Source organism: Herbidospora mongoliensis (genome assembly GCF_001570545.1).
GTDB lineage: Bacteria > Actinomycetota > Actinomycetes > Streptosporangiales > Streptosporangiaceae > Herbidospora > Herbidospora mongoliensis.
Genome location: NZ_BBXD01000027.1, coordinates 15061 through 29173, shown reverse-complemented (window position 1 = coordinate 29173; position 14113 = coordinate 15061). Strand labels below are relative to the sequence as shown.

Here is a 14113-nt window from a genome sequence, read left to right as displayed (position 1 = left end):
CGACTCCTCTAACTCGCTGCCGTACGGATGAACTCGCGCCCCGTGGAGAGTGTCGTGGCCAGCCGGTAACTCTTCCCGTCACCTGCCGGCGTGTAGTGGCTGCCGCTCGGCGGCCTGGTCTGCGGGGCGCCCTCCCGGAGCGGGGCGAAGCGGGGAAACAGGTCGTCCAGTGAAGCGGGGAACCGGTTTTCGGCGGTGCGGTATTTCTCCAGGCTGATCTGGAGGGCGAGCACGTCGAGGATGCGCCGGGCGTCGGGGGAGAACCCTTCGACCGGGTCATATCCGGTCTGATCCGGGTCGGCGATGAAGGCGGGCGCCGAGAACACCGGAATTCGGGTGATTTCTTGTGGTTGGACGTTTCCGCGCTGCAGTGTGATCCCCTGGGGTGCCACCCGTGCCACCGGCTGCGGTGACCTGATGATTTCCGCTGACTCGCCGCCGACCAGGGCCAATGTCAGGGCGCAAACGAGAGCCGCCATAAATCTGGAGCTCCAGCGCGGAATATTCATGAGCCATCACCGGACCGATCCAGGGGCGCGCAAGGATGGCCAAACTAAGACCGATCTACCGGTACCGTCAATTCGGTGGAAATTGGAATATAAATTAGCTAAATCCCATTTTCCGGACGTCTCTGCGAAGGAATTCGGCAGGGTCAGGACGGCTGAACGTCGTCGAAGAGGGCGAGCGCCTGGGCGGGGTTCGGGCTCACGAGGCGTTCCAGGCCGGCCGTCGTGATCTCCGCCCACCGGCGGGCCCGCGCCCACATCTGTTCCTCGAAGGCGCGGGCGACCTCGTCCAGATCCCCAGGGCCGGAGGCCGTCGCGACGGACTCGGCGAGTTCCGCGCCTTCGAGCATCGCGAGGTTCGCCCCCGCCCCCAGCGGCGGCATCAGGTGGGCGGCGTCGCCCATGAGCGTCACCCCGGGCACGTGGGCCCAGGTGTGGCCCACGGGCAGGACATGCAGGGGACGGTGGATGAAAGCGACGCCGTGGCGCAGGAGGTCGAGGACGGGCGGGGCCCAGCCGTCGAACAGGGCCAGCAGGTTCGACCGCACGGCCCCGGCGTCCGGGTGCCGGTCCAGCGGCGCGCGGAACTGGGCGTACACCTTGACGTGGCCGCCGCTGTTGCGCTGGGCCACGAGGTTGCGGTTCATTCCGTAGACGGCCACGGAACCGTCACCGATCAGCCGGGCGAGGGCGGGGTGGCGGGTGTCGACGTCGTCCAGGGAGGTCTCGACCATGGTGACGCCGGTGTAGCGCGGCGTCGCGGCCGAGACCGCGGGGCGGACCCGGGACCAGGCGCCGTCCGCGCCGACCACGAGGTCGAACGCCTCCTGCCGCCCGTCCGCGAAACGGACCAGTGCGCCGTCCCCCGGCGTCACCTCCGTCACCATCCGCCCCCACTGGACGTCGAGGGGCCCGAGCAGCAGGTCGCGGAGCTGTCCCCGGTCGATCTCGGGGTTGGCGAGGTCATCCGGCCGGGGTCGCCAGTCGCGGAGGACGGTCCCGTCCACGTCGAGGATGCGCATGGCCTGCCCCTCGGGACGGGACAGTGCCTGGAACTCCGCCAGCAGCCCCGCCTTGTCCAGCGCGAGCTGCCCCAGCCCTTCGTGCAGGTCCAGTGTGCCACCCGGGGGCCGGGCGTTGGGGCCGGGATCGCGTTCGAGCACGGTGACGGGGTGACCGTGCCGGTGCAGGACCCGGGCGAAGGTGAGACCGGCGGGACCGCCCCCCACCACGGCGATACGATGTCTCATGGCGATACACTGTATCGCAACACTACGATGTAACCCATGACCGTGTGGGACCGCCCGGAACCGTCGGCTCGCCCCGCCCCGCTCGACCGGGAGCGAATCGTCGCCGCCGCCGTCGCGCTGGCCGACGAGGGCGGCCTGGAGGCGGTGTCACTGCGCAAGGTCGCCGCCCGGCTGAACGCCGGCCCGATGCGGCTGTACGGATACATCGCCACCAAGGAGGAACTGTTCGACCTCATGGTCGACGAGGTCCACGCCGAGATCCTCCCGGAGGAGCGGCCGGCTGACTGGCGGGAGGCGCTGCGCGGCCACGCCCACCGCACCAGACAGGCCACCCTCCGCCACGAATGGCTGGCCGACCTCCTCGGCGGCCGCCCGGCCCTGGGCCCGAACGCCCTGGCCGTGGCCGAGACCACACTGGCCGCCCTCGACGGCCTCGCCGACCTCGACACCGTCATGCGCGCCGTGGAGACCGTCGCCGCCTACTCCACCGGCGCGATCAGACGCGAGATCGCGAACCTGCGCGCCGAGCGCGCCACCGGCCTTTCCGACCGCGACTGGCAACGCGCCCACGGCCCGCACGTGGTGAGGATGCTGGCCACGGGCCGCTTTCCGACCCTGGCCAAGGTCGTGCACGACGGCACGGAGGTCGACGCGGAGACGTCCTTCACGACCGGCCTGGACTGGGTCCTCGACGCCGTGGCCACCAAACTCACGACCTAGATCATCTTGGCGGAGGCAGGGTTCGACGGGGAAGTTCCCGCGCCAGGACGGAGAAGTAACGCTGCTGCGACCACGCGGTGTGGTCTCCGATGACGTACAGGCGGCGTTTGGCCCGGCTGATCGCGACGTTGAGCAGGTTGGGACTCTGGGCCGCCCACTGTTTGGCGCCGGGGCGGGCAGGGTCGCCGCCGAGAATGAGGACGACGACGTCGGCCTCCTTGCCCTGGGCGGTGTGGACGGTGCCCGCCTGGATGCCGGGGAACCGCGTCAGCAGCGACCTCACCCTGCCGACCACCGCCCGGAACGGGCTGATGACGAAGACGTCCTTCGGATCCACGCCCTCGGTCGCGAGACGGGTCAGGATCCGTTGCAGGACGGCGCCTTCGGCCGGGATCCAGTGCCCTTCCGCGCCACTGGTGTCGGAGACGTCCAGCCACATGCTCTCCGGCAGCGGTCCAGGTGGCAGCGTCGGCTTGCCGTACACCATCAGCCCGTCGTAGGCGATGTCGTTGGAGACGGCGAACATGGGCTGGTCGCAGCGGCGGTGAACCCGCAGCGGCGCGCCAACCCAGACCGGGCCGTTCTCGCCCGGCAGGTGGGTTCCGTAGCTGTTGGAGAAGTCGGCCAGCTGCTGGACCGATGTGCGCGCGGGCAGCCACTTCTCATCGGGCACGCCGAACGTCCGGCGCAGCGCCTGCTGGGCGGTGAAGGGCAACGTCACGATCGGTTCGAGTTGCAGCGGATCGCCGACCGCGACGACGCGACGGGACCGCCAGATAGCCCCGGCGGCGAGTTGCGGCGCGGCCTGGCCCGCCTCGTCGATGAACAGCCAGCCCAGGGCGTCCTGGGTGAGGTGGGCGAACATCCGTTCAAAGGACGCGAAGGTGGTGGAGACGACCGGCACGACGAAGAACAGCGCTCGCCAGGCGTCCCGCACGGCCGCCTCGGACGCGCTTTCCGGCACTTCACCGGTGAGGATGTCCACGGCGGCCTGCAGGCTGTCGCGCATGGTCTTGGTCTCGGCCCGCAGGAACGCCTGATGCAGGTGGAGGGCCTCGACGAACAGGTCGCTGCGGGCGGCGTTCCAGACCGGGTCCGTCCACAGCGTCTTCAGCTCCCTGCCCTCCGCGTCGGCCCACCATCGGTCGTCCGGGAAGAAGTCCCCCAGTTCAGCTCGGTGGAGGGCGATGCGGGCGCGAAGTTCGAGGATCTCCCGATGAGTGGCCGCCAGGCGCGTACGTGCCGCCGTGAGCCGCTCGGTCATGCCGGAGACGGACGTGTCGAGGTCGCGTACCCGCTGATCGGCCCGATCCAGTGCCTGGATCGCGGTCCACTGATCCGTCGCGAGCGACTTGTCCCTGGCGGCCCACTCGCGCGAGGCCCGGCCGAGGGTGAAAATCGCGGTCACCAGCGTGGGCTGGGTCAGACTGTGCGCGTAGCGCGCGGCCCCGCGCCGCTCCGCCTCGCCGTTCGCGGCAGCTTCTCGACGCACTGTCCCGCCACGGGGGATCGAGGGCGTCGCGGCCGGGAATCTCGGTGGTCACGTTGGCGACCGCGCCGTTGTTGGCCGAGGTGACGACCATCTCGAAACCGGTGAGGTCCTCGCGCCACTTGCCGATGACGCGTGTGCGCGTTCCGGTCTTCCAGACGTGCCGCCCGGTGAACGCGGCCGACGTGGTCGGCAGTTTCGACAACCTGATGGCCCGCTCCACGACGTTGGCGGCGACGAGGTCGCGCAGCATCGTGGTCTTGCCGGTGCCCGGAGGGCCGTTGACCGCGAACAGGCCGGAAGCCGGAGCCAGCTCCGCCATGATCGCGTCGACCGCGAACTGCTGGCTGAGGGCGAGTGGTCTGTTCGGCGCGGTCGGCCAGCGGCCCGGCGGGACCCGGTCCGGAGCCACCTGGTCGTAGACGACGTGCGGACGGGTGCGTAGGTCGATTCGCTCGCCTTCACGGTCGGCGAGGTAGGCGTTCAGAGCGGCTCCGGTCTGGCCGTCCCGGACCGCGTCCGCGACGCGTTCCAGGTCCGACACGATGAAACTGTTGAGAAAGTCCGTGCCGTCCTCGGCGTACTGCCGTGTTTTAGAGGTCTGGACACTCTTGACCAGCAGCCCCTGCGGGCCGAGAGCCGCGGTGACGCCCAAACGCTGGGTGATCACGCGGATGAGGTCGTCGAAGGTTGCCCCATCCACCGGGCTCCCTACCAGGATGTCCTGCTTCTTCAGCCTCTCGGCCTCCTGGTCGTCCTCATCGGCTTCGATGACTTCCGCCGCGGCCAGGCGGGTGGCACCGAACGTGCCGGCGTAGTCGCGCAGCCATTTCGGTGACTCGGGGCCGGGGTCGAGTGTGCGGCCGGCGGCCCAGGCCGCGCTGGAGAGTTCCAGGGTGCGCATCAGCGGTCGGCCGTCCCCGGTCACGACGACGGCGAACAGGGCGCTGGATCCGAGCGATCTGCCGTCGAAACTCTCCGGGTCCCTGCCGAACGTGGCCTCCAGCAGGTCGCGGATCCGATCCACGGGGAAGACGCCGCCGAAGACGATGTGCCGCCACACCAGTCCCGGGCCGATGCGGCGCCGCTGGAGCGGATGGCGCTCAGTGATCACACCACAGCGGATTTACCTTTCGCAGAGGAACCAATCAATCGCATTCCACGCCGCAGGAGTTACGGATTGCCGTACTTGTGGTTTTGTTCGATACATATCCGCGGGATATGACATCTCTTCGTTCCGATAAGGAATCAGGTCTTGACTTGGGAACGGTGATCATTGATTGATGTCCCTACGGCATCGGATCGGTCGCTTGGCTCATCCGGAACGCAGGGGTGCGTATGGATTTGGACCTCGGGTTGGTCGCCGACTTCCTGGTGCTCACAGAGGAAAGGCATTACGGGCGTGCGGCACTGCGGCTGCACCTGACCTCATCGGCGTTGAGCAAGCGCATCCAACGTCTGGAACGACAACTCGGAGTCGTCCTCATCGAGCGGAACCCCGCCGGCGTGCTCGCCGTGACCCCAGAAGGCCGGCGGTTCGCGGCCGACGCCAAACCTCTGATCGCTCAGGCCGGCGCTGCTCGTGAGAACGCCAGGGCCGCGTCCGCACGGTGCACGGTGCGGCTCGGTGTCCCCGCCGGTACGGGGGCGATCCTCGGGCAGATCGACATGGGCGGCATCGCGCGGGAGGTCCGCCGCAGCTTCCCCGAGACGCGGCTGGTTCGCCAGGACATCGCCTTTCCCTCCCTCACCCGCTGTCTGCCCGACCACCAGGTCGATCTCCTCTGGACCTTCGCGCCCGTGCGGCATCCCGTCGTGGACTCCTTCCCCCTGTCCCTCGCCAGCCCGAGGGTCGGCGTGGTCGCCGCCCGGCATGCCCTCGCCGACGCCGAGACGATGAAAGTGGAGGACTTCAGCGAGCAGCCGATCCTGTACAACCCGGTCTGCCCGGAGGAGTGGATGAGCCAGTTCTGGCTCGGGGACATACGGCCGCGCCGCCAGGCGCGCCTGGTCGAGACGCACGCCGGTAGCTTCACCGGAGTGCTGCGCCAGGCCGCCGACGGTGCGGCCGTGATCGCGACCGTCACAGGGGTGGAACCGCTCCTGGGCTCCGCCTTCCGTGCCGTGAAACTGACCGGCGCCGCCCCCGTGGCCTTCCACATCGCCCGTCGGCGCACCGACCGGCAGGGCGTCGTCAACGCCCTCTTGGAAGCCTTCCGATCTCTCAGCCCGAGAGAGCCTGCATGACCGGCGCCCCGAGCGCTCCCAGCCATCCGGCCAGGGCCGACAGGGGTCCGTGCAGGGACTGACCCGCCTGGGCGATCGCTCCCGCCGAGGTCAGAGCCCCGGTCAACCGCTCCAGGCGGGTGGCGACGGCCTCGCGGTCGGGCTGCGAGCGAGCCAGTTCGGCCCTGATCAGCTCCGCCTCGGCCGCTTCATCCTGAAGGCCGAGGGCGCGGAGCCGGGTGACGAGTGACTGGGCCCAGTCATTGGGTTCCCCCGCGTGGACGGTGCCCCGCTGCCCGCCGTGAATGGTCTGGTCACCGCCCACGTTGTTGATGTTGGCGGCGTGCTGGTTGCCGATGTTGAAAGTCAATTGTGTCCTCCGACCCGTCCGCGCTCGACGGGTGTGTTCCAGGAGTGCCGCGGGTCGCTGTCCACTTTCTTGCCGCAGGCCGCGGCGATGATGTGCATGATCGACGCGACGATCAGGAGCATGACGCCGATCACTCCGATGATCAGTCCGATTTCCATGACGAAAGACGCGGAAGCCTGCTCCCTGAGTAAGTCGTCGTAGGACGGCATTCGGCCGGATCGCACATCTTCCATGGTTCCGGAGAACCCGGTGAGGGCGCTCTCGCTGGCGAGGTGACCTCCCCAGAGGTAGACGATGAGGCCGCCGAATATCAGCGCCAGGCTCGACCAGATCATTCGCAGAGATCGGGTTCGAGCCGCCGCGACCTCCCGCAGGAAACTGTCCCGCTTCTGGACGTAGTGGTACTGGTCGCGGCCCACATTGTTTATCTGATCACCGGACTGCCGCTCGACGTCGAAACGGACCGGCCCCTGTTCGGCGGGACGGGCGGACGGCACGACAATGGTCGCTTCGGGCTCCTCATATCGGGCTCGGACGATGCCGAACTGGAGCACGTCTCCGTCGCGCAGGACCTTCGGCCGCTGCACCCGTTCACCGTTCACCATCGTTCCGTTTCGCGACCCCAGATCCTCGACGCTCGTCTGGCCGGTCGCATGGCTCAGCACGGCGTGGAAAGAGCTGAGGTGAGGATCATTGAGTTGCAGGTCGGCGGCCTTTCCGCGACCCAGTGACTGGCGGTCACGGCCCAGCCGGAGCACCTTTCCCGCCAATTCCGGCGGGTGGATGACGACTAGCCGTGGTGCATCCGATGGCCGCATGCCACGTCTCCTCAGAACCGATGGAGAATATGGTTTTTTTCGAAAGTGTGGCTCTTTTCTACGCGCGCCGACGGGGGCGTGACACCCCTCGTTCCAATGCGGAACCGGGTCTTGACAACTGCCGGATAAAAGCGGGCCGCGTGACATTCCGTTCCCGCGGCTGGACCGGTGAGGAACGCCGTACAGGGAGAACCTGAACGGAGACGACGACGAGATCACGACTGATGGCCGTCGCGGTGACGCTCGCGCTGACCGCCGCGATGGCGGGAACGGCCCTGGCGTCCGGCGAGGTCGGCGCGCAGGTGACGGCGGTCGAGTTCTGGTGCTGGGGCCTCAACGCCGAGGGCCAGATCGGTGACGGCGGCACGGTGGACCGGCGCTTTCCCTTGCTGGTGGGCGGCCTGCCCGGCGAGGAGACGATCAGGCAGATCGTCACCGGGAGCACCTTCAGCGGCGGCGTCGACTCCACCGGCTCGGTCTTCCTGTGGGGCGACCTGCCCGGGGTGGTGAACAAGAGGGTGCCCGGCGTCGATGGCGCGGACCCAGGTGAACGCCGGGGAGAAGCCCGGCTACGCCATCGTCGAGCGCCGGGTGTACGCCTGGGGCGACAACACCAGCGGCCGCCTCGGTGACGGCACGACCGCGTGTCTGGTCACAGGTACGACGGCCGGGTCACCCGGTGCCGGAACATCCACCACATCCACGCCTGCGCCGCCATCAACACCGGAAGCACCGCCAGCGTCGGCGGCAGGAGGAACGCCAGCGACGCCCGATCCGCCGCCATACCCGCCGGTTCCAGACGCGCTCCCGCCAAGATCCCGATGACGGCCACCGCGGCCGAGGTGAGCAGGAACCGCGCCGCCGCGCCCGGCAGGCCGAGCTCGGCCCGGCGGCGCAGCACGCCGGTCAGGCGCAGCGCGGAGAAGGCGAGCCCGTGCAGGCCGAACAGCACGGCGGCCGCGGCCATGCCGATCAGGGACGGCCCGCCGAGAACGGCCCCGATCAGCGCGCCCCAGCCCAGGGCCATGCACCAGCTCGCCGTGAAGACGGCCACGTCGGCGACGGCCCGCCAGGCGCGGCGATCGACCCGGCCGCGGAGCCACAACCCCATGTCCCGCACGACCCACCCGAAGAGCAGGAGGGTGAAGGGCACATACAGATCGTGGACGACCACCGCCTCCAACTCGGGGAACGCGCCCGCCAGCAGACCGATCGTCGCCACCAGCCACACCTCGTTGGCCAGGAAGAACGGAGCGATCCCGGTCAGGACCAGGCGGCGTTCCTGGTCGGTGCGGCCCAGGTAGGGAAGCATCATGCCGGTGCCGATGTCGGCCCCGCCGAGGATCAGGTAGCCGAGGGCGAAGAACGCGAGCACGGCGACGGCGACGACTTCCATGGTCATGTCCTTAGAAGGTCGGATGCGGGATCGAGGCGGCGGGATCGGCGGAGGTGACTCCCAGCGCCGAACCGTCGGGCCCCCGGCGGGCGAACCGGGCCAGCAGCCAGTAGTTGACGACGCCCAGGAAGACGAACAGCCCCGTGAAGACCACCAGTGAGGTCCGCAGCGCGAGGGGTGACATCGGTGACAGGGCATCTCCGGTCTTGAGCAGGCCGTACACCACCCATGGCTGGCGGCCCGTCTCACGGAACACCCACCCCGCCAGCAGGGCGATGAACGGGAGCGGCAGCGCGAGGGTGAGCAGCCGCAGCCGGACGCGGCGGCCGGCCAGCCCCACCAGCGTGACCAGCAGCATCAGCACCCAGCAGAACATCATCAGATAGGCGGCGATCGTCCCGATCGAGGAGGGGACGTACTGGTCCGGACCATATTGGGCGGCCAGCTGACCCTGAAGAAGAGCCTGTTCGGCACTGTCGCCCAGCAGCGCCGACTTCATCGGCTGGGTGGCTTCCAGGACGTCGAAGTGCGTCACACCCATCCACGCCGTCACCGGCAGAGCCGGCAGCGCGACCCGCAGCCCCCACTTCAGGGACGTCGCGTAGACGACCTCGTCGCCGTGGCGGGCGCCCCGTAGCTGCCAGGCGCTCACGCCGGCGAAGACCAGCCCGCCGGTCAGGAGCGCGCCGCCCATCAGGTGCCCCAGCGCGACCAGGGCGCTGGCGTTGGTGAAGACCGCGCTCGCGTCGGTCAGCCGCAGGACGCCGTCGACGACGCGGGAGCCCACGGGGTTCTGCAGGAACCCGTTGGACAACATGATCCAGAACGCCGAGGCGTAGGCGGTCAGCACGATGCCCCAGATCAGGCCCAGGTGCAGCCACCGGTTCATCCGGCCCCACCCGAAGATCCACAAGCCGAGGAACGTCGACTCCAGGAAGAACGCGGTGAGCGTCTCCATCGCCAGCAGCGATCCGAAGACGTTCCCGGAGAAGTGGCCCAGCCCTGACCAGTTCAGGCCCAGTTGCAGCTCCATGACCAGGCCCGTGACGATGCCGACGGCGTAGTTGATCACGTACAGCTGACCCCAGTAGCGCGTCATCCGCCAGTGGAGCGGTGAGCCCGTGACGGTGGCGCGGGTCTGTACCAGGGCCACCAGTGTGGCCACGCCCAGGGTGAAGGCGACGAACAGGAAGTGGATGCTCGCCGTGACGGCGAATTCCAGCCGGGCGAGATCCAAAGTGGCGGTGTCCATCGACGTGGCGGGGCTCAACTGGAGGGCCGCTCGAACACGGCCTTCTTCACCGCGGGGACTCGGTCGGCGACCCGCAGCAGGACACGGAAGGTCCCGCGGGCGAGCCGGTTGGTCGTCCCGGCCGACTCGGCGTTGCGGCGGGAGGCGGCCAGCGCGGCGTTGGCCCAGCCCCGCATTTCCTCCTCGTACGAGGAGACGGCCGCCAGGAGTGCGCGATGTCCGGCGTGGACGTCCAGGAGAATCCGGCGCAGCGCGGCCGCGTCACGCAGGGCCGTGTTGGCCCCCATGCCGGCCATCGGCGTCATGTTGTGGGCCGCGTCGCCGAGCAGGGTGACATTGCCGCTCGGCCACGACTCGAGTCGCGGCATCGACCTGAGCACCACGGGCGCCACCGAGCCGGGGTCACCGTGCCGGACCAGGGTGGTCAGCGCCGGTGACCAGGTGGCGATCCTGGACAGGACGAGGTCCCGCAACTCCGTACCGGAACGCTCCTCGACACCGTCGGGGAACCCGGCACGGCTGCCGATGTAGGCCCAGACGACGTAGGGACCGTCGGCCGGGCCGCCGGACCAGGTGCAGACGAACATCCACCCCGGACCCGCGGGCACGACGCTGTTGGGGGTGCCGTCGAGGATGGCACGGGGGAGTCCCGCCGTCGCCTCGTCCGTCATCGCGGTTCGACCGGCGATGCTGATCACGCCGAGGTCCTCGCGCCGCAGCTGTGGCAGACGCTGGGCGCGGACCCGCGAGTTGCTCGCATCGGCCCCGACCAGCAGGTCGCCGTCGGCATGGCCGCCGTCGGCGAAATGCGCCCTGACCTGCCCATTGGGGAGCTCCTCGTAGCGGAGGAACTCCTTCCCCCACCGCACCGTGTCGTCGGCCAGGCCCGTGAGCAGCAGGTCACGCAGAACCGATCGGCCGACGGAGCGGCGCCGGCCCTGCGCGCCGTTCCCGATCCGGGTGAGCCGGCGCAGTCGCTGATCGTAGAAACCCGAGGTGGCCCCCGCCTGGCCGGCCCGCTCGTCGATCAGGGCCCATACCGCTGCCGGGAGCGAGGCTCGCAGGGCCGCGCACCCCGCCTCGTTGAGGTGGATGCCGTAACCCTGGAGGTCCACGGTGCGGTCGTGGCGGCGTTCGAAGACCTCGACGTCGATGCCGCTTCCACGTAGCCCCTGAGCGAGGCACAACCCGCCCAGCCCGGCACCGATGATCAACACCTTCATGGGGAATCCCCGTTTCCTCTCCTGAGTCCGTCCTGTAAACGCGAACTCGTCCGCATCGTGAACTGTTTTTATGCGGAGTCGCAAATTTGCGTTTTCCCGATGAATGGTGAATCGGGTGCGCGGAAGAGGTGGCGACATGCGCCGGTACGGCGTTCAGGCGCCGTCGCGAAGTGCGAAAATACTCCACTGGGGGTACGCGGGTTGCTCCTCCCGGATCCCTGCCTCGGAGCCGGGCCAGCGGGGAGTACCGCGAATTCATTCGAAAGCAGGAAATGTGTCTTTCCAGCAGTCCGGCTACTCCCGTGGGGGTGTTTCCCGTGACCATGTCCTCTGCGGGAGTACGCGGAAATCCACCGCCGGCGCGATCCGATGAGTTCGCCGAACCGCGAGCATGGATGGACGAGACGCCTGACAGACCACCGAGGACACCACGTGCACACCGGCATGACAGCGGGCCGAATCCTGCGCACCGACATCCCGCTCGCCCTGGCCCTCATGGCCCTGTCGGTGCTGCTGACCCGGCTCGGCGACAACGGGAGACCACCCGACACCCTCGGCTGGGTGCTCATGATGTGCGGCCAGGCCTCCGTCGCGCTCCGCCGGCTCCATCCCACCGCCGCCGTGGTGATCCTGGTGGTCTTCATCGGCCCGTACCACGCGCTCGGCTACAACCACATCGCCCCGACCCTGGCCGCCATGCTGGTTCTGTACGGTTTCGCCACCACCGCCCCGCCGCTCCGGGCCTGGACCGTGGGCACGATCGTGATCGCCGGCACCGTGGCCGCCGACTGGATCGCGGGCTCCGGCGACGCCCTGGAGACCCTGCGCGTCTCCGGCTGGATCGCCTTCGTCGTCGCGACCGGTGTGTTCATGCGAGCCCATCGCGAGCGGGCCGACCGCGCCGAGCGCACCAGGGAAGAGGTCGCCGCCCGTCGCGTCGCCGAGGAACGACTGCGCATCGCGCGTGACCTGCACGACATCCTGTCGCACTCGATCACCCTGATCGGGGTGCAGGCGTCGGTGGCCGCCCACGTGCTGAACGTCGACCCGGCGCGCATGGATCGCCGGGCCTTGGCCGCCGCCCTCGACGACATCGCGGAGAGCTGCCGCACCGCCCGCTCGGATGTCCGGGCGGCCCTGGAGTTCCTGCGCGACTCCGACGGCCCGGACCGCGCCGAGCCGGTCCCCGACCTGTCGGCCCTGCCCGCGCTGGCGGCCCGATCAGGGGCCGACCTCGTTCTCGATGTGGACGAGATTCGCCTGCGCCCCTCCCTGCAGGCCGCGATCTACCGGATCGTCCAGGAAGCCCTCACCAACACCACCCGCCACGGCGGGCCCGCCGCCCGCGCCACCATCCGCGTCACCGGCCGCGAACCCGACACGGTCGAACTCGACGTCACCGACGACGGCCGGGCCGCCGGCGACACCAGCGGCTCCCGGCTCGGCCTCGTCGGAATGACCGAACGAGCCCGCAGCGTGGGCGGCACGCTCACCGCCGGACCCCGCCCGGAAGGCGGATTCCGCGTCCACGCCCGTTTCCCCGCAGAGAAGGCCCCATGATCCGCGTACTGCTCGCCGACGATCAGCATCTGGTCCGCGGCGCGTTCGCCATGCTCATCGGCACGGCACCCGACATGGAAGTGGCCGGGCAGGCGGCCACCGGCAGGCAGGCCGTCGACCTCGCCCGGATCACCCCCGCCGACCTCGTCGTCATGGACATCAGGATGCCCGACCTGAACGGCATCGAGGCCACCCGCGCCATCACCTCCGACGCCGCCCTCTCCCACCTGAAGGTGCTCATCCTCACCACCTATGACACCGACGACAACCTCGTGGAGGCGTTGCGGGCCGGCGCGTCCGGCTTCGTCGTCAAGGACACCCACCCGGCCGAACTGCTCGCCGCGATCCGCACGGTCGCCGCCGGGGACGCCCTGCTGTCTCCCGGCCCCACCAGGACACTGATAGCGCGGGCCCTGTCCCAACCCTCACCCCGCGGCAGTGATCACCCGTCGCATCGGGCCCTGGCCGTGCTGTCCGATCGGGAGAAGGAGGTGCTCACGCTGGTCGCCCAGGGCCTGACCAACCACGAGATCGGCGCCGCACTCGACCTCAGCCCGCTCACCGCCAAGAAGCACGTCTCCCGCATCATGGGAAAACTCCACTGCCGCGACCGCGCCCAGCTCGTGATCACCGCCTACGAGACACACCTGGTCACCCCTCACCGGCAGGACGAGTGACCGCCGCAGGACCGTGGATGATCTGCTCCAGACAGTCGCGGAACAGGTCGTCGACGGTGTGGCCAGGCTGGAAGTACTCCGCCACGCCCGCGATCACGGTGGGGTAGGCCGCGGCGTACGCGGCCATGTCGAAGCCCTTCAGAGCGTCCGCGTCCGGGGGACCGGTCTGTTCCTCCAGGACGAAACCGACGGTGAACCGCAACACCGTCAGCACGATCAGGCGAGCCCGCCGCAGCGGAATGCCCCGCCCGACCAGTGTGCTCATCGCCAGTTCTGAGATGCCGGCCATCTTCAGCGACAGCTGGGAGGCCGAGATGATCCGGGCTCCGTCCGGGTGGGCCAGCAGCGCGCGCCGCAGCCGCTCGGCCAGGCCGATCAGCCAGTCGTGCCAGGGCTCCTCCGGCGCGGGTGAGTCCATCTCGGGGAACTGCTGCTCGAGAATCGCCTCCGCGATCGCGGTGACCAGCGCCGCCTTGTTCGGGATGTGCCAGTAAAGGGTCGGCGACTGCACGCCGAGCCGGGCGGCGAGTTTGCGCGTGGTCACGCCGTCGAGACCCTCGGCGTCCAGTAGCGCGACGGCCTCGGTGACGATCCGCTGTTTGTCCAGAGCCAATTCCGGCACCTCC

General features: G+C 69.3%; 14 protein-coding genes and 2 pseudogenes. 6 read left to right on the top strand and 10 right to left on the bottom strand.

Annotation, left to right across the window (positions count from 1 at the left end; genetic code table 11):
- Positions 1-8: 8 nt before the first annotated feature.
- Positions 9-479 carry a hypothetical protein gene (locus tag AW272_RS36960; protein ID WP_157519198.1) on the bottom strand — a complete coding sequence of 157 codons (471 nt, stop codon included), beginning with the start codon at positions 477-479 and terminating at the stop codon, positions 9-11.
- 173 nt (positions 480-652) lie between these two features.
- Complete coding sequence (locus AW272_RS36955; protein WP_066374997.1) at positions 653-1756, bottom strand: FAD-dependent oxidoreductase; 1104 nt, start codon at positions 1754-1756, stop codon at positions 653-655.
- A gap of 36 nt (positions 1757-1792) precedes the next feature.
- Between AW272_RS36955 and AW272_RS36950 the strand changes: the two genes are divergently transcribed.
- Entirely contained in the window at positions 1793-2476 is a 684-nt protein-coding gene (locus AW272_RS36950) for a TetR/AcrR family transcriptional regulator (RefSeq protein ID WP_066374994.1), read from the top strand.
- Position 2477: 1 nt separating this feature from the next.
- Here AW272_RS36950 and AW272_RS36945 read toward each other — a convergent pair whose 3' ends face one another.
- Complete coding sequence (locus AW272_RS36945) at positions 2478-3740, bottom strand: DEAD/DEAH box helicase (RefSeq protein WP_066374990.1); 1263 nt, start codon at positions 3738-3740, stop codon at positions 2478-2480.
- On the bottom strand, positions 3646-5079 hold the full coding sequence (locus tag AW272_RS36940) for a hypothetical protein (RefSeq protein WP_066374989.1): 1434 nt from the start codon (positions 5077-5079) through the stop codon (positions 3646-3648). Before AW272_RS36940 ends, AW272_RS36945 begins: the two co-directional genes overlap by 95 nt.
- Before the next feature lie 224 nt (positions 5080-5303).
- Between AW272_RS36940 and AW272_RS36935 the strand changes: the two genes are divergently transcribed.
- The gene (locus AW272_RS36935) at positions 5304-6212 is read left to right on the top strand and encodes a LysR family transcriptional regulator (RefSeq protein ID WP_066374988.1); all 909 of its coding nucleotides are present in this window, start codon (positions 5304-5306) and stop codon (positions 6210-6212) included.
- Here AW272_RS36935 and AW272_RS36930 read toward each other — a convergent pair.
- Both AW272_RS36930 and AW272_RS36925 read right to left on the bottom strand, forming a co-directional pair.
- Positions 6190-6561 (bottom strand): hypothetical protein, encoded by a 372-nt coding sequence (locus AW272_RS36930; protein WP_066374987.1) that lies wholly within the window; start codon positions 6559-6561, stop codon positions 6190-6192. The two genes, AW272_RS36935 and AW272_RS36930, sit on opposite strands and share 23 nt — an antisense overlap.
- Positions 6558-7379: an FHA domain-containing protein gene (locus AW272_RS36925; RefSeq protein WP_169807709.1), complete on the bottom strand. Its 822-nt coding sequence runs from the start codon at positions 7377-7379 to the stop codon at positions 6558-6560. Before AW272_RS36925 ends, AW272_RS36930 begins: the two co-directional genes overlap by 4 nt.
- Before the next feature lie 224 nt (positions 7380-7603).
- Between AW272_RS36925 and AW272_RS46205 the strand changes: the two are divergent.
- A pseudogene (locus tag AW272_RS46205) lies at positions 7604-7819 on the top strand (hypothetical protein); the annotation flags it as partial.
- Between the two features lie 91 nt (positions 7820-7910).
- Positions 7911-8000: pseudogene (locus AW272_RS46200) on the top strand (hypothetical protein); the annotation flags it as partial.
- 31 nt (positions 8001-8031) lie between these two features.
- On the opposite strand, the gene AW272_RS36915 reads toward AW272_RS46200, so the two are convergent.
- Genes AW272_RS36915 through AW272_RS36905 form a run of 3 tightly spaced genes read right to left on the bottom strand, consistent with a single transcriptional unit; the run spans position 8032 to position 11250 of the window.
- Positions 8032-8775, bottom strand: a complete 744-nt coding sequence (locus AW272_RS36915) for a cytochrome d ubiquinol oxidase subunit II (RefSeq protein WP_066375180.1) — start codon at positions 8773-8775, stop codon at positions 8032-8034.
- 10 nt (positions 8776-8785) lie between these two features.
- Positions 8786-10045: a cytochrome ubiquinol oxidase subunit I gene (locus AW272_RS36910; RefSeq protein WP_275527345.1), complete on the bottom strand. Its 1260-nt coding sequence runs from the start codon at positions 10043-10045 to the stop codon at positions 8786-8788.
- Complete coding sequence (locus AW272_RS36905; RefSeq protein ID WP_066374979.1) at positions 10042-11250, bottom strand: FAD-dependent oxidoreductase; 1209 nt, start codon at positions 11248-11250, stop codon at positions 10042-10044. The genes AW272_RS36910 and AW272_RS36905 overlap by 4 nt, the downstream gene beginning before the upstream one ends.
- 432 nt (positions 11251-11682) lie before the next feature.
- Between AW272_RS36905 and AW272_RS36900 the strand changes: the two genes are divergently transcribed.
- Together AW272_RS36900 and AW272_RS36895 are read left to right on the top strand one after the other, a co-directional pair.
- Complete coding sequence (locus tag AW272_RS36900) at positions 11683-12810, top strand: sensor histidine kinase (protein WP_066374977.1); 1128 nt, start codon at positions 11683-11685, stop codon at positions 12808-12810.
- Positions 12807-13487 carry a response regulator gene (locus tag AW272_RS36895; RefSeq protein ID WP_066374975.1) on the top strand — a complete coding sequence of 227 codons (681 nt, stop codon included), beginning with the start codon at positions 12807-12809 and terminating at the stop codon, positions 13485-13487. The genes AW272_RS36900 and AW272_RS36895 overlap by 4 nt, the downstream gene beginning before the upstream one ends.
- On the opposite strand, the gene AW272_RS36890 is transcribed toward AW272_RS36895, so the two are convergent.
- A complete protein-coding gene (locus AW272_RS36890) occupies positions 13462-14100 on the bottom strand; it encodes a TetR/AcrR family transcriptional regulator C-terminal domain-containing protein (RefSeq protein WP_066374973.1) in 639 nt (212 codons plus the stop codon). The genes AW272_RS36895 and AW272_RS36890 overlap by 26 nt on opposite strands.
- Between the last annotated feature and the right edge of the window lie 13 nt (positions 14101-14113).